The 24,285-nt window shown below is 71.9% G+C and carries 23 protein-coding genes; 13 read left to right on the forward strand and 10 right to left on the reverse strand.

Features of this window, described 5'->3' with window-relative positions; translation table 11 throughout:
• Nucleotides 1–40 precede the first annotated feature (40 nt).
• A complete protein-coding gene (locus ACWCO8_RS26665; protein ID WP_451034386.1) occupies nucleotides 41–808 on the forward strand; it encodes a TetR/AcrR family transcriptional regulator in 768 nt (255 codons plus the stop codon).
• Between the two features lie 51 nt (nucleotides 809–859).
• On the opposite strand, the gene ACWCO8_RS26670 is transcribed toward ACWCO8_RS26665, so the two are convergent.
• Nucleotides 860–1,873, reverse strand: a complete 1,014-nt coding sequence (locus tag ACWCO8_RS26670; RefSeq protein WP_451034387.1) for a WD40 repeat domain-containing protein — start codon at nucleotides 1,871–1,873, stop codon at nucleotides 860–862.
• Nucleotides 1,874–2,039: 166 nt separating this feature from the next.
• Here ACWCO8_RS26670 and ACWCO8_RS26675 point away from each other — a divergent pair, with 166 nt between their 5' ends.
• The 4 genes from ACWCO8_RS26675 to ACWCO8_RS26690 all read left to right on the forward strand — a co-directional run bounded on the left by ACWCO8_RS26675 (nucleotide 2,040) and on the right by ACWCO8_RS26690 (nucleotide 4,392).
• A complete protein-coding gene (locus tag ACWCO8_RS26675) occupies nucleotides 2,040–2,444 on the forward strand; it encodes a DUF6083 domain-containing protein (protein ID WP_451034388.1) in 405 nt (134 codons plus the stop codon).
• A 7-nt stretch (nucleotides 2,445–2,451) separates the two neighbouring features.
• Nucleotides 2,452–3,156 (forward strand): GDSL-type esterase/lipase family protein, encoded by a 705-nt coding sequence (locus ACWCO8_RS26680; RefSeq protein ID WP_451034389.1) that lies wholly within the window; start codon nucleotides 2,452–2,454, stop codon nucleotides 3,154–3,156.
• A gap of 114 nt (nucleotides 3,157–3,270) precedes the next feature.
• On the forward strand, nucleotides 3,271–3,792 hold the full coding sequence (locus tag ACWCO8_RS26685; protein WP_451034390.1) for a hypothetical protein: 522 nt from the start codon (nucleotides 3,271–3,273) through the stop codon (nucleotides 3,790–3,792).
• A gap of 72 nt (nucleotides 3,793–3,864) precedes the next feature.
• On the forward strand, nucleotides 3,865–4,392 hold the full coding sequence (locus tag ACWCO8_RS26690; RefSeq protein WP_451034391.1) for a hypothetical protein: 528 nt from the start codon (nucleotides 3,865–3,867) through the stop codon (nucleotides 4,390–4,392).
• Between the two features lie 30 nt (nucleotides 4,393–4,422).
• On the opposite strand, the gene ACWCO8_RS26695 is transcribed toward ACWCO8_RS26690, so the two are convergent.
• Complete coding sequence (locus ACWCO8_RS26695; RefSeq protein ID WP_451034392.1) at nucleotides 4,423–4,893, reverse strand: carboxymuconolactone decarboxylase family protein; 471 nt, start codon at nucleotides 4,891–4,893, stop codon at nucleotides 4,423–4,425.
• A gap of 35 nt (nucleotides 4,894–4,928) precedes the next feature.
• On the opposite strand from ACWCO8_RS26695, the gene ACWCO8_RS26700 reads away from it, so the two are divergent.
• Entirely contained in the window at nucleotides 4,929–5,498 is a 570-nt protein-coding gene (locus tag ACWCO8_RS26700) for a MarR family winged helix-turn-helix transcriptional regulator (protein WP_451034393.1), read from the forward strand.
• A gap of 110 nt (nucleotides 5,499–5,608) precedes the next feature.
• Complete coding sequence (locus ACWCO8_RS26705; RefSeq protein WP_451034394.1) at nucleotides 5,609–6,598, forward strand: aldo/keto reductase; 990 nt, start codon at nucleotides 5,609–5,611, stop codon at nucleotides 6,596–6,598.
• A gap of 135 nt (nucleotides 6,599–6,733) precedes the next feature.
• Here the strand turns inward: ACWCO8_RS26705 and thpR are convergent, their stop codons facing one another.
• Entirely contained in the window at nucleotides 6,734–7,315 is a 582-nt protein-coding gene (gene thpR / locus ACWCO8_RS26710) for an RNA 2',3'-cyclic phosphodiesterase (RefSeq protein WP_362007313.1), read from the reverse strand.
• 33 nt (nucleotides 7,316–7,348) lie between these two features.
• Here thpR and ACWCO8_RS26715 point away from each other — a divergent pair, with 33 nt between their 5' ends.
• Nucleotides 7,349–7,858, forward strand: coding sequence for a GNAT family N-acetyltransferase (locus tag ACWCO8_RS26715; RefSeq protein WP_451034395.1), 510 nt, complete (start codon nucleotides 7,349–7,351; stop codon nucleotides 7,856–7,858).
• A 99-nt stretch (nucleotides 7,859–7,957) separates the two neighbouring features.
• On the opposite strand, the gene ACWCO8_RS26720 is transcribed toward ACWCO8_RS26715, so the two are convergent.
• Nucleotides 7,958–9,295, reverse strand: a complete 1,338-nt coding sequence (locus ACWCO8_RS26720) for an MFS transporter (protein ID WP_362007318.1) — start codon at nucleotides 9,293–9,295, stop codon at nucleotides 7,958–7,960.
• A gap of 27 nt (nucleotides 9,296–9,322) precedes the next feature.
• Complete coding sequence (locus ACWCO8_RS26725; RefSeq protein WP_362007321.1) at nucleotides 9,323–9,766, reverse strand: MarR family winged helix-turn-helix transcriptional regulator; 444 nt, start codon at nucleotides 9,764–9,766, stop codon at nucleotides 9,323–9,325.
• Nucleotides 9,767–9,898: 132 nt separating this feature from the next.
• On the opposite strand from ACWCO8_RS26725, the gene ACWCO8_RS26730 reads away from it, so the two are divergent.
• Nucleotides 9,899–10,111, forward strand: coding sequence for a ribbon-helix-helix protein, CopG family (locus ACWCO8_RS26730; protein ID WP_362007323.1), 213 nt, complete (start codon nucleotides 9,899–9,901; stop codon nucleotides 10,109–10,111).
• Between the two features lie 3 nt (nucleotides 10,112–10,114).
• On the opposite strand, the gene ACWCO8_RS26735 is transcribed toward ACWCO8_RS26730, so the two are convergent.
• Nucleotides 10,115–11,566: an NCS2 family permease gene (locus ACWCO8_RS26735; RefSeq protein ID WP_451034396.1), complete on the reverse strand. Its 1,452-nt coding sequence runs from the start codon at nucleotides 11,564–11,566 to the stop codon at nucleotides 10,115–10,117.
• A 140-nt stretch (nucleotides 11,567–11,706) separates the two neighbouring features.
• On the opposite strand from ACWCO8_RS26735, the gene ACWCO8_RS26740 reads away from it, so the two are divergent.
• Both ACWCO8_RS26740 and ACWCO8_RS26745 read left to right on the forward strand, forming a co-directional pair.
• Nucleotides 11,707–11,985 carry a DUF2530 domain-containing protein gene (locus ACWCO8_RS26740; RefSeq protein WP_451034397.1) on the forward strand — a complete coding sequence of 93 codons (279 nt, stop codon included), beginning with the start codon at nucleotides 11,707–11,709 and terminating at the stop codon, nucleotides 11,983–11,985.
• A 104-nt stretch (nucleotides 11,986–12,089) separates the two neighbouring features.
• Nucleotides 12,090–14,498: an HAD-IC family P-type ATPase gene (locus tag ACWCO8_RS26745; protein ID WP_451034398.1), complete on the forward strand. Its 2,409-nt coding sequence runs from the start codon at nucleotides 12,090–12,092 to the stop codon at nucleotides 14,496–14,498.
• Between the two features lie 65 nt (nucleotides 14,499–14,563).
• Here ACWCO8_RS26745 and ACWCO8_RS26750 read toward each other — a convergent pair whose 3' ends face one another.
• Nucleotides 14,564–16,069 carry a hypothetical protein gene (locus tag ACWCO8_RS26750; protein ID WP_451034399.1) on the reverse strand — a complete coding sequence of 502 codons (1,506 nt, stop codon included), beginning with the start codon at nucleotides 16,067–16,069 and terminating at the stop codon, nucleotides 14,564–14,566.
• A 112-nt stretch (nucleotides 16,070–16,181) separates the two neighbouring features.
• Nucleotides 16,182–17,477 carry a glycosyltransferase 87 family protein gene (locus ACWCO8_RS26755; protein WP_451034400.1) on the reverse strand — a complete coding sequence of 432 codons (1,296 nt, stop codon included), beginning with the start codon at nucleotides 17,475–17,477 and terminating at the stop codon, nucleotides 16,182–16,184.
• 215 nt (nucleotides 17,478–17,692) lie between these two features.
• On the opposite strand from ACWCO8_RS26755, the gene ACWCO8_RS26760 reads away from it, so the two are divergent.
• Nucleotides 17,693–18,265, forward strand: a complete 573-nt coding sequence (locus tag ACWCO8_RS26760) for a dihydrofolate reductase family protein (protein WP_451034401.1) — start codon at nucleotides 17,693–17,695, stop codon at nucleotides 18,263–18,265.
• Between the two features lie 13 nt (nucleotides 18,266–18,278).
• Here ACWCO8_RS26760 and ACWCO8_RS26765 read toward each other — a convergent pair whose 3' ends face one another.
• Nucleotides 18,279–21,536, reverse strand: coding sequence for a sacsin N-terminal ATP-binding-like domain-containing protein (locus tag ACWCO8_RS26765; protein WP_451034402.1), 3,258 nt, complete (start codon nucleotides 21,534–21,536; stop codon nucleotides 18,279–18,281).
• A gap of 106 nt (nucleotides 21,537–21,642) precedes the next feature.
• On the reverse strand, nucleotides 21,643–22,563 hold the full coding sequence (locus tag ACWCO8_RS26770) for a DUF3027 domain-containing protein (protein WP_451034403.1): 921 nt from the start codon (nucleotides 22,561–22,563) through the stop codon (nucleotides 21,643–21,645).
• A 327-nt stretch (nucleotides 22,564–22,890) separates the two neighbouring features.
• On the opposite strand from ACWCO8_RS26770, the gene ACWCO8_RS26775 reads away from it, so the two are divergent.
• Entirely contained in the window at nucleotides 22,891–24,261 is a 1,371-nt protein-coding gene (locus ACWCO8_RS26775; RefSeq protein ID WP_451034404.1) for an MFS transporter, read from the forward strand.
• Nucleotides 24,262–24,285: the final 24 nt, after the last annotated feature.

Here is a 24,285-nt window from a genome sequence, read left to right on the forward strand (position 1 = left end):
CCGAATCAGAGTACGCCGTACCCAGTTTTAAAGTGAGCCCATGAGTGAGGCCATGAAGCGCGCGACGACGAGCAGCAGCCTGGATCTCCTGTGGGGTACGGGTGAGCGCCCCAGCCGCGGCCCCAAGCCGGGCCTCACCCTCGACCGGATCGTCACGGCCGCCGTCGGCGTCGCCGACGCGGAGGGTCTGGACGCCGTCTCCATGCGGCGTGTGGCCACGGAGCTCGGCGTGGGGACGATGTCGCTCTACCGGTACGTCCCCGGCAAGACGGAGCTGCTCGACCTGATGCTCGACCGCGTGCAGGGCGAGTCCTACGAGGACGACCCCCAGATCCCGACCCACTGGCGGGACACGGTCGAGCAGCTCGCGCGCTCGTACCGCGAGCTCTACCAGGCCCACCCCTGGCTCCTGAAGGTCAACCAGGCCCGCTCGGTCCTCGGCCCGAGCGCGCTGCGCGGCCTCGAACTCTGCCTCTCGGGCCTGAAGGGGCCGCACGGGATGGGGCTGAGCGACCCGGAGACCATCGGCGTGATCGTCACCGTGCAGAGCTATGTCGCGGGCATCGCGCGGATGGAGAGCCAGGCCGCCGAGGCCGCGCAGGAGACGGGCGTGAGCGACGAGGAGTTCTGGACGGGCCAACAGCCCTTCCTGGAGCGGGCGATGGCCTCGGGCGACTACCCGCTGATGGCGGCGCTCGCCGAGGACACCTTCGCCCGCGACTTCGACCACTTCACGTTCGGCCTCGACCGCCTCCTCGACGGCTTCGAAGCCCTCGTCAGCGGCCGGGGCGACGGCTCCGGCGGCTGAGGGGGCGGCGTCAGCGGTCGGGGCGACGGCTCCGGCGGCTGAGGGGCGGCGTCAGCGGCCGCGACGCAGGAGGCGCTTCCCGCCGATGACGATCGCGGTCGCGATGCCGAGGACGATCACGCCGACGGTGAAGTTGCCGCGCTCCTCGGGGGTGGTACCCGAATCCTTCGACCCGTCCTTCGAACCGTCCTTCGCCGGCGACGAGCCCGGCGCCTTCTCCGCCGGGCGGTCGGCCTCGGGCAGCTCCACCCGGACGACACCGCTCTTCGCGCCCTCCGAGCCGAACATCAGCGCCGAGCCGTCCTTCGTGTACGTCGCCGACTCCGCCTGCCCCTGGAACGGCGCCCCCACGCTCGTACCGTCGTCCCCGAGGCGGCCGCCCTTCCACGCGTACTCCTTGGCGCTGAAGTAGCCGCGCAGCAGCAGCCGGTCGCCGTCCGGCGAGAACGCGCCGTCGGTCACCCACGGCACGTCGTCGACGCGCCGGAAGACGTTCGTACCGGAGCTGGAGAGCCGCTCAGGGCCCGCGTAGAGGCCGCCGGTGTTCTCGTTCTTGCTGGCGATGTAGACCCGGCCGGTCTTCGGGTGGACCATCAGCGCCTCGGCGTTGCGCGGGCCGTCGGCGTACTTCACGTCGTACTGCTTCGCCGTCACCGTCTGGTTCCTGAGCTGCTTCGGCTCGGGGAAGCGGTAGATCCAGACGTGGTCCCAGGTGCCGTCCTTGTTGTCGCCGATGTCGCCGACGTAGATGTCGCCGTCCGGGCCGACGGAGATCGCCTCCATGTCGCGGGGCGTGCCGACGCCCTTCATGGTGAGCGTCGCGACGGTCTCGCCGGTACGGGAGTCGATGCCGTAGATCAGCGGGGCGTCCTGGTCGTTGTGCGTCCAGTAGACGCCCGGGTGGGCGTGGCTGGCGGCGAGGCCGCTGGACTCCGTGATCCGGGGGTCCTTGATCGTGAAGTCCTGGTCCGCCCCGTCGGCGGCGAACGCGACGGGCCCCGGGAGCAGGACGCCCGAGAGGAGGACGAGAGCGGCGGCCCCGGAGGCACCCAGCAGTGATCGCATACCGTCCAGCCTGCCACGGCTCCGGGAATCTCCGGGATGGACCGCCGCCGGTCGGACGACGTTCGGTCGTCCACTCGTTCGGGGGGTGTTCCCCGCTTTTCGGATCACCCGACTCCTCGTCGGCGTTGACTGCGTGGAACACGCACGATGGGGAGGTTCAGGCGGTATGGGTGATCCGGTGCTCGTGGGGGAGGTCCTGTCCGGGATGGCTCCGCTGGACGCGGGCGTACCGACGCAGCGCGACAGCGGGGCCGCGGCCTGTGGTCGGTGCGGCGCGCGCGCCGACTGGCACCGCACGGTCCGGGGCAAGTGGATGCTGCTCGAGGTCGGCGAGTGGCCGGTCGGATCCATCCCTGCGGGCAGACGCTGGCGCGTCGCGGGCGACGGGACGGCGGTCAACCTCGGCAACGCCCAGCCGTCCGACACCTGCCGGATCTGCCACTTCGACGTGTGCCCTTCGCAGCCCGCACCACCCACCGGCTCCCCCACCCTGTACGCCCTGTGGCGCGAGCACGCCCGCCGCCGGGGTGGCCGGGATCACGTCGCAGCGCCCGGGAGGCCTCCGGGATGATGTGACCATGCGTTTCATGTTCGTCGGCGACAGCTGCACCATCGGACGGGCCGGCGACCACACGTGGCGCTACCGGATGTGGCAGCACCTCGAAGCGACACTGCCCGGGCGGTACGAGATCGTCGGCCCGCGCACCGAGCTGTACGACTCCGGCGCCGACGCGCCCCTCTCGCACGACTACGCCGACCCCGGCTTCCCCGCGCCCGCGCGCCGGCACCTGGCCGGCTGGGGCGAGGGGTGGCTGCACATGGCGCCGCTGATCGGCGAGACGGTGACGGCGACCGGGGCGGACGTGCTCCTGGTCTCCCTCGGCCTGATAGACCTCGGCTTCTACACGAACAGCTCCCAGACCGCCGACAACGTACGCGCCTTCGTCGCGGCCGCCCGCGCCGCGAACCCGCACGTCCGGTTCGTCGTCATGCCGGTCATCCCGAACGTCCGCGCCACCTACGACGCGCCCTTCGCAGCGGAGTGCGAGCGCTTCAACGAGCTGCTCGCGAAGGCCGTCGCCGACCTGGACACGGCCGCGTCGCCGCTGCTCCTGGCGACGACCCCGGAGTCGTACGACCTCGACACCGACACCTACGACGGCACCCACCCCGGCCCGTCGGGCGAGCACAAACTGGCGGCCGCGTTCGCCTCCGCGATGCACCAGGCGTGGGGGCTCGGGGCCCCGTACGGAGGGCCGCTGACAGGGCGCCAGGCGACCTGACAGGTCCCGCGCGCGGCTGTCAGGCGACGGTCGGCGGGGTGTCAGCGCGGTTCGGCACCGTCTTCCTCGTAAGGGAACGACGACACGCCACCGAACCGCAGGAGACGAACCCCGATGAACGCCAGCTTCGCCGCCGTCATGCAGATCCTCATCGCCCTCGCCTTCGTCAGCATCCCGATCGTCCGGGCCCGCTTCGGCCCGGCCGCGCTGACCGCCGCCGACCGTGAGCTGGACCGCCAGGGCATCCGCCCCGGCGTCCTCGCCGAGAACGACATCTCCTTCGACGCGAGCGGCCACGAGACATGGGCCCCGGTCTCCGTCGCCGTCGTCATGACCGCGCTCGCCGCCCTCAACTTCGCGGGCAACGAGTGGGGTCAGACGCTGACCTGGATCTTCCAGTCGCTCGTCATCGTCATGAACGGCCTGATCCTCTACAGCAACCTGACCGCCGTCTCCTCCGTCCGGACCGCCTTCGAGCGCAAGGGCGACCCCGAGCTGACCCGCATCGACGTTCCCGCCTTCCTCAAGGCCGCCGAGAACGCCTTCCCGGGCTGGGTCCGGATCCAGCAGAACATCCGCCACGCGATCGTCTTCGGCGGCTCGGCGCTGGCGCTGGTGGCGATCGCCGTCGCCTGACCGACATACAGGCCCACTCCACCCCACTCCACCCACTCCCCCCCACACACAGACTGAGGATCGACGATCACCATGCAGCTCTCCACCACCCTCGCCGCCTCCCTCCAACTCCTTCTCGCCGCCACCTTCTTCGTCATCCCGGTCGTCGCCTGGTTCCGCGGCGGCGCCGCCCAGCAGGCCGCCGAGGCCGAGATGGCCCGCCAGGGTCACGGGGCCGAGGTCCTCGCCCGGCACGGCATAGCGTTCAAGGAGAAGGCCTGGGAGTTCGCCCTCGCGCTCGGCATCGGCGTGACGATGACCGCCCTCGGCGCACTCACCCTCACCGGCAGCGACCTCGGCCGCACCCTCTCCTTCGTCGTCGAGCCGCTCGTCCTCCTCGTCGTCGGCTTCATCACCGCCGGCCAGGTCTTCGCCACCCGCTACACCGAGGCGGCCTTCGCCAGGTCCGAGGACGCGGCGGTCCGCGCCATCGACGCCAAGGCGGTGATCGCCGCCGCCGGCTCCGCGCTCCCGAACTGGCTGCGCCCGGTGGTCCTGACCCGCTTCGCACTGGCCACGCTCGGCTCGGTCCTGGTGCTCATCGCTCTGATCCTCCTGTGACGCTCACGTGGCTCACACGGCTCACGTGGCTCAGGCCGAGCGGGTCAGCCGGTTCGCCATGGTGGACAGGGTGTAGGCACCGATGCCGAGGACGACCTCCAGGGCGTTCTGGCGGGTGTAACCCCAACCGAAGAAACTCTCCAGATCCTCGTCGCTCACAGCTCCGGCAGCGGCGAGGATCTGGTGCGTGAACTGCCGTATCCCCTCCAGGCGTTCGGGCTCGGGGGCAGGCCCCAGCGAAGCGAGCTTCCCCTCGTGGAGCCGGATGCAGAGATGACACTGGTTGCGTACGGCGACCGTCAGGATCACCGTCTCGCGCGCGTGCGGGTCGAGTGTCGTGTCCTCGAACATCGCGCTCAGCTTCAGGAAGCCGTCCAGCGCGTGCGGGGACTCGGCCATACGGGCCACGGCCTGCGGCAGGTGCCCCCAGGCCGCGGCGACGCGCTCCATGGAACGACGGGAGGCGGCGGGGGCGGTCTCAAGGGTGTGATCGACGAACAAGGCGACTCCAGGGGGAAGAGGATAGAATCGACAACATGGTTGACCATGCGCACGAGATAAACGTAAACCAGGTTGTCGATTCAGGCAAGGGCGAATCCGCGGGATCCGCAGGGTCCGCGGGATCACCTGACTCCGTGCCGGGATTCGAGCTCCCCCTCCTCCTCTTCGCGGGCTTCCGCACCCTCATCGACCGGCTCCACGCCGAACTCGCCCGCCAGGGCCACCCCGACCTCCGCCCCGCGCACGGCTTCGCGCTCCAGGCCATCGCCGCCGGCGGACCCCGGGGCGCGACCGCCAGCGACATCGGGCGCCACCTCGGTGTCTCCAAGCAGGCGGCCGGGAAGACCGTCGACCGCCTCCTCGCCGTCGGCTACGCCGAGCGCGCCGACGACCCCACCGACGCCCGCCGCAAGCTCGTCCGCCTGACCCCGCACGGCCTCGACGCGCTCGCCCGCTCGGCCGCGATCTTCGACGAACTGCGCACGGAGTGGACGCGAACCCTGGGCACCGCACGCGTACGAGACCTGGAAACCGCCCTCCGCCAGGTAGTCCCACCGGAGACCACCTACCGCCTGGACGCCACAAGCTGGCTCGGCGGCACGTGACGCCGGCCGGGCCCATGAGCCCGGCCGGCGCACGCACCCCACCCCACCCAACAAGCCCCCCGCGGAACCCCCTTGCCTGAAGCGCGCTCCAAGGGCTTGGCTTGGGGACCATGAAGTACACGCAGCTCGGACGCACCGGACTCAAGGTCAGCCGACTCGTCCTCGGCACGATGAACTTCGGCCCGCAGACGGACGAGGCCGACAGCCACGCGATCATGGACGCCGCGCTCGCCGCGGGCATCAACTTCTTCGACACGGCCAATGTCTACGGGTGGGGTGAGAACAAGGGCCGTACCGAGGAGATCATCGGCAGCTGGTTCGCCCAGGGCGGCGGCCGGCGCGAGAAGACCGTCCTCGCCACCAAGGTCTACGGCTCCATGTCCCGCGAGGGCGACACCTGGCCCAACGAGGACAAGCTCTCCGCCCTCAACATCCGCCGCGCCGTCGACGCCTCCCTCAAGCGGCTCGGCACCGACTACATCGACGTCTACCAGTTCCACCACATCGACCGCCTGACTCCCTTCGAGGAGATCTGGCAGGCGATCGACGTCCTGATCCAGCAGGGCAAGATCCTCTACGCCGCCTCCTCCAACTTCCCCGGCTACAAGATCGCCCAGGCCAACGAGGCCGCCGCCCGGCGCGGCATGGTCGGTCTCGTCAGTGAGCAGTGCCTGTACAACCTCTTCGAGCGGCGCGCCGAGATGGAGGTGCTGCCGGCCGCGCAGGAGTACGGCCTCGGGATCATCCCCTGGTCCCCGCTGCACGGCGGGCTGCTCGGCGGCGTCATCAAGAAGCAGGAGGAGGGTGGCCGGCGCGCGAGCGGGCGGGCCGCCGACGTCCTCGCCGACGCGTCCTCGCGCGCGAAGATCCAGGCGTACGAGGACCTGCTGGAGAAGCACGGTCTCGAACCGGGCGAGGTGGGCCTCGCCTGGCTGCTCACCCGGCCCCAGGTGACCGGCCCCATCGTCGGGCCGCGCACGGCGGAGCAGCTGGAGGGCGCGCTGCGCGCCGTCGAGCTGGAGCTCTCGGAGGAGGTACTGACCGGCCTCGACGAGATCTTCCCCGGCCCGGGCCCCTCTCCGGAGGCCTTCGCCTGGTAGGCGGGCAGAGTCGCCGTCGTCGCGTGCTCGGCCGGGCTACTGGCCGAGCACCGACGACACGGCGACGATCGCGAACATCAGCACGAGCACACCGGCCATGATCCGGTTACGAGTCTTCGGGTCCACACGACGAGGTTAACCCGGAGGCTCCCCCGGCCCGCCCAGGGGCCATGTGCCGACCGTCTCGTAGCGGGGCTGCTCCCCCGGTACGCCGCCGGTCGGGAGGTTGCTGCGGACGAGGGCGAGCTCGGAGACCTGCCAGCGGGTGCCCTCGAACGGGGCCATCGCGTCGACGAACGGGCGCAGGTCGACGCCGTCGCGGGAGCGGGCGACCGTCAGGTGGGCCTGGTAGCGGCGGTGCTCGTCCATCGGGACGCCCGCGCGGCGGGCGGCCGCGTCGGCGCGCTCGGCCAGCAGCCGCATCCCGTCGAGGTCGCCCGCGGCGCCCGTCCAGAGCACCGCCCGCCCGAAGTGCCCGCCGCCGTGCAGCCGCAGTCCGAACGGGTCCGTGCGGTGGGCGGCGCGGGCGAGCCGCGCGTGGAGGTCGGGGAGCAGCTCCTCGTCGACCTCCCCCATGAACGCGAGCGTGAAGTGCCAGCCGGGCCGGGAGGTCCAGCGCAGCGCGTCGGCACCGGGCAGGTGGTTCACGCGGTCCAGGACCCCGGCGAGTTCGGTCAGCTGCTCCTTGGGCGGCAGAACGGCCGCGAAAAGCCTCATGGGTCGAGTCTGGCAGCGGCTAACGTCGGCCGGATGGAGATCACCATCAGGAAGGGCGGGGCGGACGACGTTCCCGCGATACTCGCGCTGCTCGACAGCGCCGTCGTCTGGCTGAACGGCAAGGGCATCACCGACCAGTGGGGCACCCGGCCCTGGTCCGCCAGTGAGAAGTCGGTGCAGCGGGTCGGGGAGATCGTGGCCGAGGGCACCCCGTGGATCGCGGAGATCGACGGCGTACCGGCGGGCACGCTGACCCTGACCCCGCACCCGGCGCCGTACGTCGCGCCGGCGGACGAGCCCGAGGTGTACGTCCACATCCTGGCGACCGACGCCCGCTTCCACGGCCGTGGCGTTGGCGCCGCGCTGCTCGCGCACGCGGTGGAGGAGACCCGCCGCCAGGGCCTCTCGCTGCTGCGCGTGGACTGCTTCGCGGGCAGCGAGGGGCGGCTGGTGGAGTACTACGAGCGCCAGGGCTTCCGGCGGACGGAGTCCTTCACGGTGGGCGACGGCTGGCCGGGGCAGGTGCTGGAGCAGCGGGTGTGAGGGGCGGGTGTGAGGCGCGGGTGCGAGGCGCGGGAGTGGGCGGCGGGCGCAGGGAGTCACACCCCGCCCGCTGCCCGCTGCCCGCTGCCCGCCCAAGGGCTACGCCGCCGTCGCCAGCCTCTCCCGCGGCACGAAGCGGACCCTCGGGTGGCCGTGGTGCCAGCCCAGGGCCATCTTCAGGCCGCCGACCCTGGCCAGGATCAGGCCGATCGTGCCCGCCGCCACGAGCGAGACCAGGCCGCCCGTCGCGAAGCCGACTCTCGGGCCGTACGTGTCCGTGATCCAGCCGAGCAGCGGCGCGCCGAACGGCGTACCGCCCGCGAAGACCATCATGTAGAGGCTCATGACCCGGCCCCGCATCGCCGGGTCCGTCGCGAGCTGGACGGCCGAGTTGGCGGTGATGTTGACCGTGAGGCCGAACATGCCGATCGGCACGAGCAGCAGCGCGAACAGCCAGAAGGCCGGCGAGAGCGCCGCCGTGATCTCCAGGACGCCGAAGACGACCGCCGCGACCACCAGCGTCCGCAGCCGGGTGGATCCGCGCCGCGCCGCGAAGAGCGCGCCCGCGAGGGAGCCGGCGGCCAGGAGCGTGTTCAGGAAGCCGTACGTCCCCGCGCCCACGTGGAAGATCTCCTCGGAGAACGCGGTGAGCCAGATCGGGAAGTTGAAGCCGAACGTGCCGATGAAGCCCACGAGGACGATCGGCCAGATCAGCTCCGGCCGCCCGGCGACGTACCGCAGGCCCTCTCTCAGCTGGCCCTTGCCGCGCGGTGCGCGCTCCACCTTGTGGAACTCGGCGGGGCGCATCAGCAGCAGGCCGGTGAGCGGGGCGAGGAAAAACAGTCCGTTCAGGAGGAAGGACCAGCCGCTGCCGATCGTGGCGATCAGCAGACCGGCGACGGCGGGGCCGACGAGCCGGGCGGACTGGAAGTTCGCGGAGTTCAGCGAGACGGCGTTGCGGAGCTGGTCCGGGCCGACCATCTCGGAGACGAAGGACTGCCGGGTCGGGTTGTCGACGACGGTGACCATGCCGAGCAGGAAGGCGACCAGGTAGACGTGCCAGACCTGGATGTGGCCGGAGAGCGTCAGGACGGCGAGCGCGAGTCCGCAGAGGCCGAGGGCGGCCTGGGTGATCAGGAGGATCTGCCGCTTCGGGTAGCGGTCGGCGAGGACTCCGCCGTACAGGCCGAAGAGGAGCATCGGGAGGAACTGGAGCGCCGTCGTGATGCCGACGGCGGTGGCGGAGCCCGTGAGGCTCAGGACCAGCCAGTCCTGGGTGATGCGGGCCATCCAGGTGCCGGTGTTGGAGACGATGGCACCGGTGAAGAACAGCCGGTAGTTGCGTATGCGGAGTGAGGAGAAGGTTTCTCCCCGCCCGCGGGTGTGGGTAGCGGGTTTGTGGACGGGTGCGGAGTCTGCTCCGGGTCCCGTACTCAAAGTGCGTCGCCTCCTCGGCGTAGGGGTCTAGAGGTGGGCGAGCTTCTCCAGGACGGGGGCGGCGGCGCGGAGCTTGGCCCATTCGTCCTCGTCCAGGCCGTCGGCGAGGGTGGCCAGCCAGGCGTTCCGCTTGCGGCGGGACTCTTCGAGCATGGCTTCGGCCCGCTCGGTCTGGCTGACGACCTTCTGCCTGCGGTCGTCGGGGTGAGGCTCGAGCCGGACCAGTCCCTTGGCTTCGAGCAGCGCGACGATGCGGGTCATCGACGGCGGCTGCACGTGCTCCTTGCGGGCCAGCTCACCGGGGGTGGCGTGGCCGCAGAGGGCGAGGGTGCCGAGGACCGACATCTCGGTCGGGCTCAGCGATTCGTCGACGCGCTGGTGCTTGAGTCGTCGGCTGAGGCGCATGACGGCGGAGCGGAGCGCGTTCACGGCGGCGGCGTCGTCGGCGGTGCCGTGGGACAGGTCAGGCATGGTCCTTAGCGTAACTCATTAGACGGTCTAAATACCATTCGGAATGCCGCCGACCGAATCTGTCACCCAAACGAGTGAGAAGTATTCGGAAAGTGACGCACCGGGCCTGTCTGTGCCGCGACCCTGACGGGCATGGGATCGACCGTGCTCAGCCTGCGCATCGACGGTGAGCTGCTCGACCGTCTCAAGGGACATGCCGCCAAACGCGGAATGAGCGTCCAGGACTATGTGGTCCGGACGCTCATCCGCGATGACTTCGACGAACGGTTCAAGTCGGCCGTCGACGAGACGGAGAAGTTCTACGGGCTGCAGGAGAAGCCCGCGGACACCGCTCCTACCGCCTGAGGGTCACGTGAGGCCCAGCGCCGGCATCGCGTAGTAGAAGACGAAGACCGCCGAGACGACGTACATCGCCACCGGGACCTCACGGCCTCGGCCGGCCGCGAGCCGCAGCACGCTGAACGCGATGAAGCCGATGCCGATGCCGTTCGTGATGGAGTACGTGAACGGCATCATCACCATCGCCAGGAACGCCGGCACCGCGATGGTGAAGTCGCTCCAGTCGATCTCCTTGACCGAACCGGCCAGGATCAGGAAGCCGACCGCGAGCAGCGCGGGCGTCGCCGCCTGGGACGGGACCATCGTGGCGAGCGGCGTGAGGAACAGCGCCACCGAGAACAGCGCGCCGGTGACCACCGAGGCGAGGCCGGTACGGGCTCCCTCGCCGACGCCCGCCGTCGACTCCACGAAGCAGGTGGTGGCGGAGGACGAGGTCGCGCCGCCGGAGGCGACCGCCAGGCCGTCGACGAGCAGGACCTTGTTGATGCCCGGGAAGTTGCCGTCCTTGTCCATCAGCTTCGCCTCGTCGCCGACGCCGAGGATGGTGCCCATCGCGTCGAAGAAGCAGGACAGCAGCACGGTGAAGACGAAGAGGACGCCGGTCAGCATGCCGACCTTGTCGAAGCCGCCGAAGAGGCTCACCTGACCGACGAGCCCGAAGTCGGGCGAGGCCACCGGGTTGCCGGGCCAGGTCGGGGTGGTCAGACCCCAGGACGGGACGGTCGCGACCGCGTTGATCACCATCGCGACGATGGTCATCACGACGATGGAGATGAGGATCGCGCCCGGCACCTTGCGGATGATCAGCGCGAGCGTGAGCAGCGTGCCGAGGACGAAGACCAGGACCGGCCAGCCGGTGAGGTGACCGTCGGCGCCGAGTTGGAGCGGGACGGTGGTGTGCGCGGCGTCGGGGATACGGGAGACGAAGCCCGAGTCGACGAGGCCGATGAGCATGATGAAGAGGCCGATGCCGATCGCGATGCCCTTGCGCAGGCCGACCGGGACCGCGTTCATCACGCGCTCGCGCAGCCCGGTCGCGACGAGCAGCATCACGACGATGCCGGCGAGGACGACCATGCCCATGGCGTCCGGCCAGGACATCCGGGGCGCGAGCTGGAGCGCGACGACCGTGTTGACGCCGAGACCGGCCGCGAGGGCGATCGGGACGTTGCCGATGACGCCCATGAGGAGCGTCGAGAAGGCGGCGGTGAGCACGGTCGCGGTGACGAGCTGGCCGCTGTCGAGCTGGTGCCCGTACATGTCCTTGGCGCTGCCGAGGATGATCGGGTTCAGCACGATGATGTAGGCCATCGCGAAGAAGGTGGCGAAACCGCCGCGGACCTCGCGGGCGACGGTGGAACCGCGCTCGGAGATCTTGAAGAAGCGGTCGAGTCCTCCGGAGGGCGGTGTGCGGTCCTCGGGGGACGGGGGCATGGCCTTGGCGGTGGCCGTGGTGCTCATGGGGGTTCCTCGCGGGGTTGTGATTGGCGGTTCATACGAAGGAAACCCGCCAGAAGCAAACCGTTTCAGTATGAACACATGAACGAGCGAGCGTCCATCTCCGCGCGTAGACCCTCGGAAACGACGCCTAGACTGACCGCATGGCGAAGTGGACTCCCAAGTACGAGGCACCCGAGCCCCTGGAGGGGCCGGTCGTCGCCACCATCACGGGCGGCACGATCCTCTGGTTCGTGCTCTTCCTCGTCCAGGTCCCCTTCTACGGCTGGTTCGACGACCGCGACCTGACCTGGTGGGTCTGGACGTGTCTGGCCGGCGCGGGCCTCGGGCTGATCGGCATCTGGTACGTACGGAAGCGGGACGCGGCGATCAAGCGCGCGGAGGCGGCGAAGGACACCGCGTCGGAGTCGACCGCGCCGTAGCGCCGTCACGCCGTAGTACCGGGGAACGATTTCGATCCCCCCGCGGTCTGATGTTCACCGTTCCCGGCAGGTGAACGCTCGCTTCCGGTCGTACCGTCGGAAACATGACTCAGCGGGCGAAGATCGACACCGACGGCAGCGAGAACACCGCGGACGAACCACCCGTCGTCCACCGGGCCGCCGGACTGACCTCCGCCGAAGTCGCCGAACGCGTCGCGCGCGGCGAGGTGAACGACGTACCCGTCCGCAGCTCGCGCTCCACCGCCGACATCGTCCGCGGCAACGTCTTCACCCGCTTCAACGCGATCATCGGCGTCCTCTGGGTGATCATGCTCTTCGTCGCGCCGATCCAGGACAGCCTCTTCGGCTTCGTGATCATCGCCAACACCGGCATCGGCATCATCCAGGAGCTCCGCGCCAAGAAGACCCTCGACGGGCTCGCCGTCATCGGCGAGGCCAAACCCACCGTCCGCCGCGACGGGGCCGCCACCGAGGTCTCCACCTCCGAGATCGTCCTCGGCGACCTCATCGAACTCGGCCCGGGCGACAAGGTCGTCGTCGACGGCGAGGTGGCCGAGGTCGACAGCCTGGAGGTCGACGAGTCGCTGCTGACCGGCGAGGCCGACCCGGTGGTGAAGAAGCCCGGCGACACGATGATGTCGGGCTCGTTCGTGGTCGCGGGCGGCGGCGCGTTCACCGCCACCAAGGTCGGGCGCGAGGCGTACGCGGCCCAGCTCGCCGAGGAGGCCTCCCGCTTCACCCTCGTCCACTCCGAGCTGCGCTCCGGCATCTCCACGATCCTCAAGTACGTGACGTGGATGATGGTCCCGACCGCGATCGGCCTCATCATCAGCCAGCTCGTCGTCAAGGACACCGACTTCAAGGAGTCCGTCGCCCGGACCGTCGGCGGCATCGTCCCGATGATCCCCGAGGGGCTCGTCCTCCTCACCTCGGTCGCCTTCGCGATCGGCGTGATCCGGCTCGGCCGCAAGCAGTGCCTCGTGCAGGAGCTGCCGGCCATCGAGGGCCTCGCGCGCGTCGACGTCGTCTGCCTCGACAAGACGGGCACGCTCACCGAGGGCGGCATGGACGTCACCGAACTGCGCGCGCTGAACGGCAGCGACGAGACGTACGTACGGAAGGTCCTCGGCGCCCTCGGCGAGTCCGACCCGCGCCCCAACGCCTCCCTCCAGGCCATCATCGACGCCTACCCGGACGCGGAGGAGTGGCGCTGCACCGAGTCGCTGCCGTTCTCCTCGGCCCGCAAGTACAGCGGCGCGGCCTTCAGCGAGGGCAACGGCGACACCTCGACCTGGCTGCTCGGCGCGCCCGACGTGCTCCTGAAGGCCGGCGACCCGACCCTCGCCGAGATCGACCACCTCAACGAGCAGGGGCTCCGCGTCCTGCTCCTCGCCCGCACGGCGCGCGAGCTCGACTCCCCGGAGGTCGCAGCCGACGCGAGCCCGACGGCCCTGGTGGTCCTGGAGCAGCGCCTGCGCCCCGACGCGGCGGACACGCTCGCCTACTTCGCGGACCAGAACGTCGCCGCCAAGGTCATCTCGGGCGACAACGCGGTCTCGGTCGGGGCGGTGGCGGGCAAGCTGGGCCTGCCGGGAGCCGAGCACACGGTCGACGCCCGCCGCCTGCCCACGGAGCAAGCGGCGATGGCCGACGAACTGGACCGCAACACCGTCTTCGGCCGGGTCACCCCGCAGCAGAAGCGGGACATGGTCGGCGCGCTCCAGTCCAACGGCCACACGGTCGCCATGACGGGCGACGGCGTCAATGACGTCCTCGCGCTGAAGGACGCGGACATCGGCGTCTCGATGGGCTCGGGCTCGGAGGCGACCAAGGCGGTGGCCCAGATCGTCCTGCTCAACAACTCCTTCGCGACGCTCCCGTCGGTGGTCGCGGAGGGCCGCCGGGTCATCGGCAACATCACCCGGGTCGCGACCCTCTTCCTGACGAAGACGGTCTACTCGGTGCTGCTGGCGGTCCTGGTGGTGTGCAGCCAGGTCGAGTACCCGTTCCTACCCCGACACCTGACGCTCCTCTCCACCCTGACGATCGGCGTCCCGGCCTTCTTCCTCGCGCTCGCCCCGAACAAGGAGCGCGCGAAGCCGCACTTCGTGAAACGGGTGATGCGGTACGCGATCCCCGGCGGCATCGTCGCGGCGGCCGCCACCTTCGCCACGTACCTCGTGGCCCGCTCGTACTACAGCGGCCCGGGCGCCCTGGACGCCGAGACGAGCGCGGCGACGCTGACCCTGTTCCTGGTCTCCATGTGGGTCCTGGCGATCGTCGCCCGCCCCTACACCTGGTGGCGCATCGCCCTGGTCGCCACCATGGGCGGCGCCTTCCTCCTGGTCCTCGTCGTCCCCTGGCTCCAGGACTTCTTCGCCCTGAAGCTGGTCGGCGTGACGATGCCGTGGACGGCGGTCGCGATCGCGGCGGCGGGCGCGGCCCTGATCGAGTTCAGCTTCCGCTGGGTGGACCACAGGTTCCCGGCCTGAACCTCCCCACACACGCAACTGGCCCCCGCCGGTCACGGCGAGGGCCAGGGCTGGTGCAGCGGGCGTCAGAAGAAGGTGACGCCCCGCCACCCCGAGGTGTGCAGGGTCGTCGGCGCGCCCAGCGAGCCGTTCTCGGCGGCCGGGTGGAGCACCAGGGCGCCCGTGCGGGTGCCGGAGACCAGGTCGGTGCGGCCGTCACCGTCCACGTCACCGACGGCGGCCACGGACGGCCGCTGGCGCACGGACCAGCCGGACGAGGCGACGGTGGTCGGCGTCCCCAGGGCCCAGGGCTGGGTGGTGCCGTACTCGATCGGCAGGTGCTGGACCGTCCCGCGCCGGGTGTCACGGGCCCAGAAGAACGGCAGGCCCTCCTCGGGGCTGTCCGCGAAGTGCACGGTCTTCGAGGCCCAGCCGGTCTCGGCGAGCACGGACGGCTCTCCGACGGTCAGCTGCCCGTAGGTGTTCAGCTCGAAGACGAGGAGCCGGTCGCCTTCCTTGGCCAGCACCAGGGGAATCTGGTTCTCGGTCCGGTTGAGCGCGATGCCCGTGACGCGCGACCAGTCGTAGCCGGTGATCTCCACCGGCGCCCCGAAGCCGCCCTCGCCGTTCCCCGGGTACGCGAACAGCTTCCCGCCCTGGAGAGCGACGATGTCGTTGCGGGTGTCGTAGGACCACAGGTCGCCGTTCCGGGCGAGCAGCCAGCTCGCTCGTGCCACGAGGGCGCCCGACCAGTTCCGCCCGTCGGCGACCACCGGGGCCGCGAAGCCACCGGCCTCCTGGCCGGCGCGCAACGTCAGCTTGCCGTCCGCGCCGACACCGAGCAGGTCGGCCCGGCCGTCGCTGTTGTAGTCACCGAAACGCTCGACGAAGGGGTACGCGACCCGGTAGTCCTCCTGCACCTGGTCCGAGACGTTGCCGGCCCGGTCCACCGCCTGGAAGTACAGCGACGAGGGTCCGGTGCGCTCGGGCGAGACGAACGTGGCCGTCGCCGTCCCGTCCGCCTCCGCCGGCACCCACTGGCTGTCGCAGTCCTCGTTGGACACGCCGATCATCCGCTCCGGGTTGAAGCAGAAGCCCTTCACCTCGGTCCCCGTCGGCACGCTGAAACGCACCGCCCTGGGCACTCCGGCCGGGGCCCCGTTGGGGTACTGCGCGGCGTCCGTGAACGTCACCGCGGGAGCCGTCGGACGCGTCTGGTCGGGCCGGAAACCACAGGGAGTGGTCCACTCCGAGGTGCCCTTCTCGTCCTCCAGGCGCGCCTGCCACCAGTAGTCGGAGCCCTCGGGAATCTCCGCCCGGGGTACCCGCGTCTGCGCGGTGCCGCCCACGCTCACCGGGATGAAGGTGTCGACGATCGGCGTCTCGGCCTCCGCACCCCGCCACAGCTTGAAGCGCACGGACGCGAGACCCGAGCCCTCACCCGCCACGCGCCCGGAGAACTCGGCGTCGATGTTCCCCAGCCACGGCAGCTCACCGGAGGTCACGCAGCTGACCCACGCCAGCTTCGGATCCTCCAAGGTGTTCGGGTGCTCCGCCGCCTGCGCCGTCCCGCCCCCCAGCAGACCGGCCACGCAGGCCAGCGACAGCGAAGCCGCCCCCAGCCAGGCATGCGCTCTGCGCCTTCTCCCCGCCCCGAACATCGATTCCCCTCCCGAACGATCAGTTGATCACTGCCGGGTGAACCTATCCGACGCCTGTGACACCCGGCGCCGGATTTTTGTCCGCCGCCGCCGCCGTCGCCCGCCACAGGCGTCGGCAGGACAGAACGACCGCCGCGAGCAGCAGCCCGTTCCGGAGGACCATCAGTGTGTTGCCCAGGGCCGTGCCCTGCATGACCTCCAGGTAGTACGTCGGGTAGGCGAGGGCCGTCACCGCCGTCGCGGCGAGGAGGACCCAGGCGACCGGGCGTTGGGTGGTGTGGCGGGAGGTGAGGCAGACCGCGGCCAGGCCCAGGAGCCAGACCATGTACTGGGGGCTGATGACCCGGCTGGTGACCGTGAACAGGAGGATCGCGGTGAGCGCCGCGTCGAACGGGGTCGCCTCCGTCCAGCGCGAGGCGCGGCCCCGCCAGAACATCAGCCAGCCGAAGGCCGCCGCCGTCAGCATCAGCGACAGCTGCGCCACGCTCGCCACGTGCTCACCGGCGAACTCCAGGGCGCCGTACCGCGTTTCGACCCAGATCGGCAGCCCCGCCGCCCGCATCAGCGACAGCACCGTGCCACCGAGCGACTCGATCTGCACGCCCCGCGCGCCCTGCTGCTGGAGGAAGTCGAAGCTGTGCCGGAAGGCGACGGCGAGGACGGTCAGGAGCGCCGCGGCGGCCGCGGCGGCCGACACCCAGGCGTCCCTGGTCGTACGGCCCCGTTCCAGGCCCACGAGGGTGAGCAGCGGCCACACCTTGATCAGCGCGCCGAACGCGGCGAGCGCCCCGCCGAGGCGCGGGCTGCGGCGCCCGGCGAGCAGCGCGAGGACCGCGAGGGCCGTCACCTGGATGTCGAACCGCCCGTGTGGCAGGTTCAGGAGCAGCGGCAGCCCCGCGGTCCACAGCCAGGCCCCCGCGAGCCTGCGGCCCGGGCGGGCCAGCGCCACCGTGACCACGGCGTCGGCGACGAGCGTGAGCACGAGGAACGCGGCGAAGTAGTCGAGGAAGGACAGGAGCGAGGGCGAGAGGAACAGCAGGCCCGCGCCCGGCGGGTACTGCCAGGTGACGTCACCGACCGGGTACGAGCCGCCGGCCAGTTGCTCCGCCCAGCGCGGGTAGAGGAACTCCACCTCGGAGGAGACGTTGCTGACCCCGATGTCGTCCTGGACCAACAGGTACACCATGACGATCCGGGTCAGCGCCCAGACCGCCGCGATCACGGTACGGGACGTCCCGTACGACCGGACGGTGTCCCACGGAGCCGGGGCGGAGCGCGCCGGGTTCGGGGCCTCCTCGGGAGGGGCGCCGACCAGAAGGCCGGCCTTCTGCTGCGTCATGGACCGGAACGTAGGCCGATACGACCCCCGTCTCCATGAACGCACCGGCCGCGCCCGCCCACGTCCCCCGTCGGGCGGGCACCCGGAGGGCCAGGTGGCCCCACCGGGTCCGGGTCCGGGTCCGGGTCCGAACACGACCGATGAGTTTCCCCGCGCTCCCCAGTCATAGATCACGACCGAAGCAGCCGACCGACCAAGACGCCTAGGAAGCCATCATGCGCACTCTCATCAGCACCGCCTTCATCTCCCTCGACGGCGTCGTGGAGGGCCCCGGCGGCGAGCCCGGCTACCGGAACTCCGGGTGGACCTTCAAGGACATCGACTTCCTCCCCGAGGCGTACGAGATCAAGGGCCGTGAGCAGAAGGAGGCCTCGGCGATGCTCCTCGGCCGGGCCAGTTACGAGGCCTTCAGCGCGGTCTGGCCCGACATGGCGGAGTTCGCCGACTACAAGGCGATGCCGAAGTACGTCGTCTCCACCACCCTCACCGACGACGACCTCGTCACCGACTGGAGCGAGACCACGATCCTGCGCTCCCTCGACGAGGTCGCCGCGCTGAAGGAGACCGAGGGCGGCCCGATCATCGTCCACGGCAGCGCGAGCCTGAACCAGGCCCTCTCGGACGCCGGTCTGATCGACCGCTACCACCTGCTCGTCTTCCCGCTCCTGCTCGGCGCGGGCAAGCGGCTCTTCAGCGCCACGGACAAGGACGTCCAGAAGCTGAAGCTGGTCGAGCACGAGACCTACGCCAACGGCCTGCAGAAGCAGGTCTTCGACGTCGTCCGCTGATCAGGGGCAGCCCCTAGTCGAACCAGCGGTCGCGCGCCAGCTCCGCCGTGCGCGACGGGTCCTCCAGGAGGGCCGCGACCTCGAAGCGGCGGGGCCACTGGCCCGCCGCCCAGGCGAGGCCGGCGGCGACGCCCTCCAGGGTGGCGGCGTGGATCGTGCCGTCGGGGGTACGGCGCCAGTCCAGTTCGACGCCCGCCGCGCGCAGCTCCTCGTGCTCGACGTACGCGTCCGGGGTCGCCGGGCCGAGGAGCGCGTGGACCGAGGCCGGGACCTCGTGCTCCTCGCCGACCGTCGTCACCTCCGCCTCGACGGCCTCGCTCAGCCGCCGCACCTGGAACAGCTCCGCGAGGTCGGCCGCGCGGGACGGGGAGACCGGGAGCAGGGGCAGGCCGCCCGCGAGCGGCAGGAGGTCGGGGGCGTCGGCGACCAGGGCCTCGGCGGCGTCGACCACGACGAGTTCGCCGTCCACGACCGCGCGCAGCTCGTCGGGGAGGGTGACCTGCTCGGGGTCCAGGTCGGCCAGGGCCGTGTACAGGGCGTGCAGTTGGGCGCCGGACACCTCCCGGTCCGGGTCGGCCAGACGGCCGAGGAGTTCGGCCGCGCCGCCGGGCTCGTCGAGGAGCGCCGGGACCGAGGTGCGGACGCCCAGGGCCCGCAGGACCTGCTCGTCGTCGAAGCCGGTCGCGTCGGCGGAGTCGTACAGGCCGATGAGCAGCGGGTCCGTACCGGCGGCGCGCAGGCCGGCCGGGCGGCGGCCGTCGAGGACCGGGTGGTCGCGGAGCCACCAGGCGGTGTACGACCGTACGGTCTCGGTCGTGCCGTCCGGCATCAGGACCCGTACGGGCTGGGTGAGCGCGTCCCGCAGGGGCGGCTGGGCGAGCAGGGCGAGCGCCTGCGGCCAGGCGTCGTCGTCGACCAGGTCCAGGTCCCGTACGGCGACGATCTCGGTCGCCACCGGCGGTACCGGGGTGTCCGCGAGGCGGTCGAGGACGTCCTCGCACCAGACGTCGACGGCGTCGAGCAGCCCGGCGTCGTCGGGCTCGGCGAAGTCCCCGTCGCGGGGCTCCATCTCGTCCGGGTCGAGGACCAGGTCGGTGGCCCGGACCAGCGCGAAGCCGGCGAGCACCCCGCAGGCGGCGAGGGGCTGTTCGCCCCAGCGGTCGGCCAGTTCGGCGTCGCAGAGGGCGAGTTCGCCCTCGCTCATCACGGCGGCGAAGGCGCTGCCGGGCAGGACCAGTTCGCCGGCGGGCGCCAGTTCCCCGTCCTCGTCCGGGAGGGCGAGCGCGCCGAGCCACGGTTCGTCGCCGGGCTCCAGCTCCGCGTCCCGTACGAGCGCGAGCACGGTCTCGGCCAGCTCGTCGGCGTCCAGGGCGTCCGCGTCCTCGTCCCAGATGTCACCCGCGTCGAGCGAGCCGGCGACCGCCGCCCGCACCTGGGGCGTCGTCAGGACCGCGCGGGGCGTGGCCGGGAGCGCGCCCAGCTTCTCCAGGAGCGGGTGGGCGGCGTCCGGGTGGGCGACCTTGAGGCCGAGGCGGGTGAGGTCGGCGGGGGTGCGGTCCTGGGGCAGGAGGACGTGGCGGGGGCCGATGGTGGTACGGGTGGGGTGGGCGGCGCGGGCGTCACTGTCGGGGCCCTCGCCGACCGCCCCCGCGTCCGGGTCCGCCAGCGGGACCGGAAGGCCGGTCAGCCGGTCCGGGTCCACCCCGGCCAGCGAGTCGTACAGGCGCCACCACCAGGACGGCGCCCGGTCGACCCCGGCGAGCCGGTCGATCGCCTCGGTCAGGGGGACGCGGCCGACGCCGAGCGTGCGCAGTTCCACGCGCCGTTCGAGCCCGGCGGGCAGCAGGGTCGGGAAGACCTCCGCGAGGACGGCGACGGTCTCGTGCCCCGCGCCCTCCACGACCTCGGCCTCGACCGCCCGCAGCGCGGGCACCTCCTCCGAGGGCGCCTCGGGCGCCAGGAACGCGACGCGCGGCAGCCGCCGCAGGATCGCCTCGCGCAGCGCCCCGTCGAGGGCGGCCTTGCCGAGCGGTCCGGGGACGAGGTCGATCGTGGCGACCGACACCGGCTCCCAGTCGGCGAGGAGTTCGGCGTACGCGTCGGCGGCGCGCTCGACGAGGAAGTCGGTGAGCGGGCCGGGAGCCGGGTGGCGGCGGGCCGTGTCCAGCGGGAGGGAGGCGATGAGGAGCGCGGGCAGGCCGAGCGGCTCGTCGGTGGGGGTCGGGGCGTGGACGACGGGCTCGGTACGGGGGAACAGCGGGGCGCCCTCGGCGTCCACGGGCACGGCCCAGGTCACCGACCAGTACGGGCGCAGCCGCTCCTCGACCGGCCGGTCCTTGAGGAGCGCGGGGTCGAGGGGGCCGCCGTGGGTGACGGTCCGCCAGCGGTGGGTGCCGGTCGCGGAGTCGGCGATGTGGACGTACCCGTCCGCCTCGGAGCGGCGCAGCGTCCGGACGCCCTCGGGGGTGTCGACGACGACCTCGGCGAGGCCGGGAAGGGTGAGCAGGAGCGCGTCGTCGATGGAGGCCAGCAGCCGGCCGGCGAGGCCGACGGCGGCGGAGTCCCGGAGCGGGAGGACGACGACGGTGTCGTAGCCGTCGGGGGCGGTGCCCTCGGCAGGCAGCGGGAGGCGGAGCAGCGGTACGTGGCCGTCACGGCGGCGCAGCTCGTCCCCGAGGCCGGGGCTGTGCCGGGCGGCGTCGGCGGCGAGCTCGCGGGCCTCGGCGAGGGACCAGCGGACGCCGCCGTGGCGGCCGAGGACGGCGGGCTCGTCGGAGACGGCGAGGACGGCGGCGAAGCCGACGCCGAAGCGGCCGACGGCGTTCGTGTCGAACTCACCGCGCTTGGCGGAGGCGCGGAGGGTGGAGAGCGATTCGACGCCGGTCGCGTCGAGCGGGGCGCCGGTGTTGGCGGCGGCGAGGACGGCGGGCGCGTCGGGGCCGGCGTCGTGGAGGGTGAGCCGGAGGCGTCCGGTGACGCCCGCGCGGTGGGCGGCGTCGGCGGCGTTCTGGGCGAGTTCGACGACGAGGCGGTCGCGGTAGCCGCCGAGGGCGAGGTCCTCCTCGGCGTTGGCGTCCTCCCGGAACCGGGCGGGCCCGGCGCCCCAGGCATCGAGCACGCCCCTCCGCAGCCGGGCGGTGCCGAAGGGGTCGGCTCCGTCGGTCGACGTCCTGACGCTGACGCTCACGTCTGCTCCACTCTGCGGGCGGTTTGAAGTTGCCGGGTGCCCGAAGGTACCGCGCCCCTCACCAGCGACGCGCCGCGCCTCCATCCGGACGCGCCCTTGGGCCCCCTGCGCCTTCCCACCCCGCGCCGGAGCAATCACCCCAGGTGAACGGTCACCCCGCGCCGGCCCCCGTGGAGGCCGGCGCCGGCCGCTACGAGTGGCCCAGGTCTTCCGAGGTGCCGTCCGGTTCCGTCGTGGAGCCGGAGTCCTTCGCCGGGCGGAGGGGGAACGCGTCCGCGCCCATCGAGTCCAGGACCGGCGGCGCCGGACGCGGGGGCTTCGGCATGATCGCGGCCTCGGAGTGCCCGCCGCAGCCGTACGAGAGCGAGACGACACGCCCGTCCGCCGGCGAGAACTCGTTCGCGCAGACGCCGAACGCCTGCTTCAGCGACCCCGCGAGCGGCACCAGGAACGCGCACGTGTCGCACGACGCGGGCGCCGCCTGCGCCATCGGGGTCTTCGCCCCGAACGACTCGTCCCAGCGGTCCGCCGCCACATGCAGCCCGTACCGCGAAAGGACCCGCGCGCGCCGCATGCCGAGTTCCTCGGCGACCGAGGCGATCGAGCCCCGGGACGGCGTACGGGAGGTGATCTCGGCGTCCTCGACGTCGAGGTGGTCCACCATCTCGTCCGAGACCGGCGAGTTCGGCGGCGGCACGTCCTCGCCCGTGTACCCGGGTTCGAGCCGCAGGTCGTCCTGCTCCGTCGGCAGCAGGTCCCCCGGGCCCATGTCGCCCGGCCTGAGCCGCTCGCTCCACGGCACCCACTCGGGGGCCAGGAGCGCGTCGGAGCCGGGCAGCAGGACGGTTTCGTCGAGGGTGACGTTCTTCGCCCGGGACGCCCGGGTGACCGTCACCGCCCAGCGCCAGCCCCGGTAGCCGGGCTCCTTGCACTCGAAGAAGTGCGTGACGACCCGGTCGCCCTCGGCGACGGTCTCCACATGGGCGCCGACGATTCCGGGAGCGGCAGCCTCCTCGGCGGCCTCCCTCGCCAGGTCTACCGCCTCGGCGCACAGGCGGTCGGGGGTACGCGGGGTACGCGGGGTACGGCTTCGCGTCGTCGCAGCACTCACAGGTCTCGCTTCTCTCCTACGCCGTCTCACGGGTGCGCCGGCCGAGGAGCGGGAGCGAAGAGACCCGGGCGGCGGGCGGAGCGGACCAGAGGGCCGCATCGACGTCCGCGCCCGACCTCGTCTCGCGTCTCTCGGGCACACCTATCGTCATCCATTCTGCGGGATGCCGAAGAGGCGCGCGGCCGAGATCTTCCGCCGGTGGCGCGCTACGCACGCTACCCCCTCCGCCGCCCGCCGCCCACCTGCCCGCCCCAAGTGGCCCGGATCGTGGACCTCCGGCCGCCGTGCCACGGTTCACAAGTCAGGGGCGTGGGGCACTATGACGGAGTGGCAGCCGCACGGTCGTCCGCACGATCCCACGATCTTGCCGGGCCGCTCCGCCGAGTGGGCCGGACGGTGGGGCGCGCCCTTCATCTGCCGTTCACCGGTACGGCGCGCGGCATCCGCAAGGCGACCCACGCGCACGGCGCGGGCGAGTCGGGGCTCGGGAAACTGATCGAGCTGCACGCCGTGAACGGGGCCGGCGATGTCATGATCACGGTCGCGCTCGCCTCCACGGTCTTCTTCTCCGTACCGACGGACGAGGCCCGCGGCCGGGTCGCGCTGTACCTGGGCATCACGATGCTCCCGTTCACCCTGCTGGCCCCCGTCGTCGGCCCGCTCCTGGACCGCCTGCCGCACGGGCGGCGGGCGGCGATGGCCGCGGCGATGTGGACCCGGGCGGTCCTCGCGATCACCATGTCGGGCGCGGTGGCCACGGGCGGCCTGGAGCTGTATCCGGCGGCGCTCGGCGTGCTCGTGGCCTCGAAGGCGTACGGAGTCGTCCGCAGCGCGGTCGTGCCACGGCTGCTCCCGCACGGCTTCTCGCTGGTCAAGGCGAACTCCCGGGTCACCCTCGCGGGCCTGCTCGCGACCGGGATCGCGGCGCCGATCGGCGCGGGACTCCAGCAGATCGGGCCGCCGTACCCGCTGTACGGGGCGTGCGCGCTGTTCCTGCTCGGCGGGTACTGGGCGTTCCGGATGCCGCACAAGGTCGACTCGGCGAAGGGCGAACGGCGGGCGCACCTGCTGACCCACGGCGAGAAGAAACCGAGCCTGCGGACGGTCGGGCCCTCGGTGCTGCACGGGCTCCAGGCGAACGCGGCGCAGCGGATGCTGTCCGGGTTCCTGATCTTCTTCCTGGCGTTCCTGCTGCGCGAGCATCCGCTCTCCGGGCAGAGCGCGGCCGTGTCGCTGGCGATGGTGGCCGTGGCGGCGGGCGTGGGCAACGCCTGCGGGACGGCCGTCGGCTCGCTCCTGAAGGAGCGCGGCCACGCGCCGGAGGTGATCATCGCCACGATGATCACGACGGTGTGCGGGGCGGCGGTCCTCGCGGCGGTCTTCTTCAGCGGGGCGATGGTGGCCGTGCTCGGCGCGGTGGCGGGCCTGACGCAGGCCCTGTCGAAGCTGTCCCTCGACGCGCTGATCCAGCGGGACGTGCCGGAGGTGGTGCGGACGTCCGCGTTCGCCCGTTCGGAGACGCTGCTGCAGATGTCGTGGGTGGTGGGCGGTGCGATCGGCATCTCCCTGCCGCTGAGCGGCCCGATGGGCATGTCGGTCGCCGCCTGCATGCTGGGCCTGGGCGCCCTGCTGGCGGTACGGGGCCTGGTGGCGGCGGCCCGCGCGGAAACCAAAAAGAAGGCGACCACGGAGACGTGAGCCGCTCGGGCAGGGCGCTGAGCC

Source organism: Streptomyces sp. NPDC001927 (genome assembly GCF_053594455.1).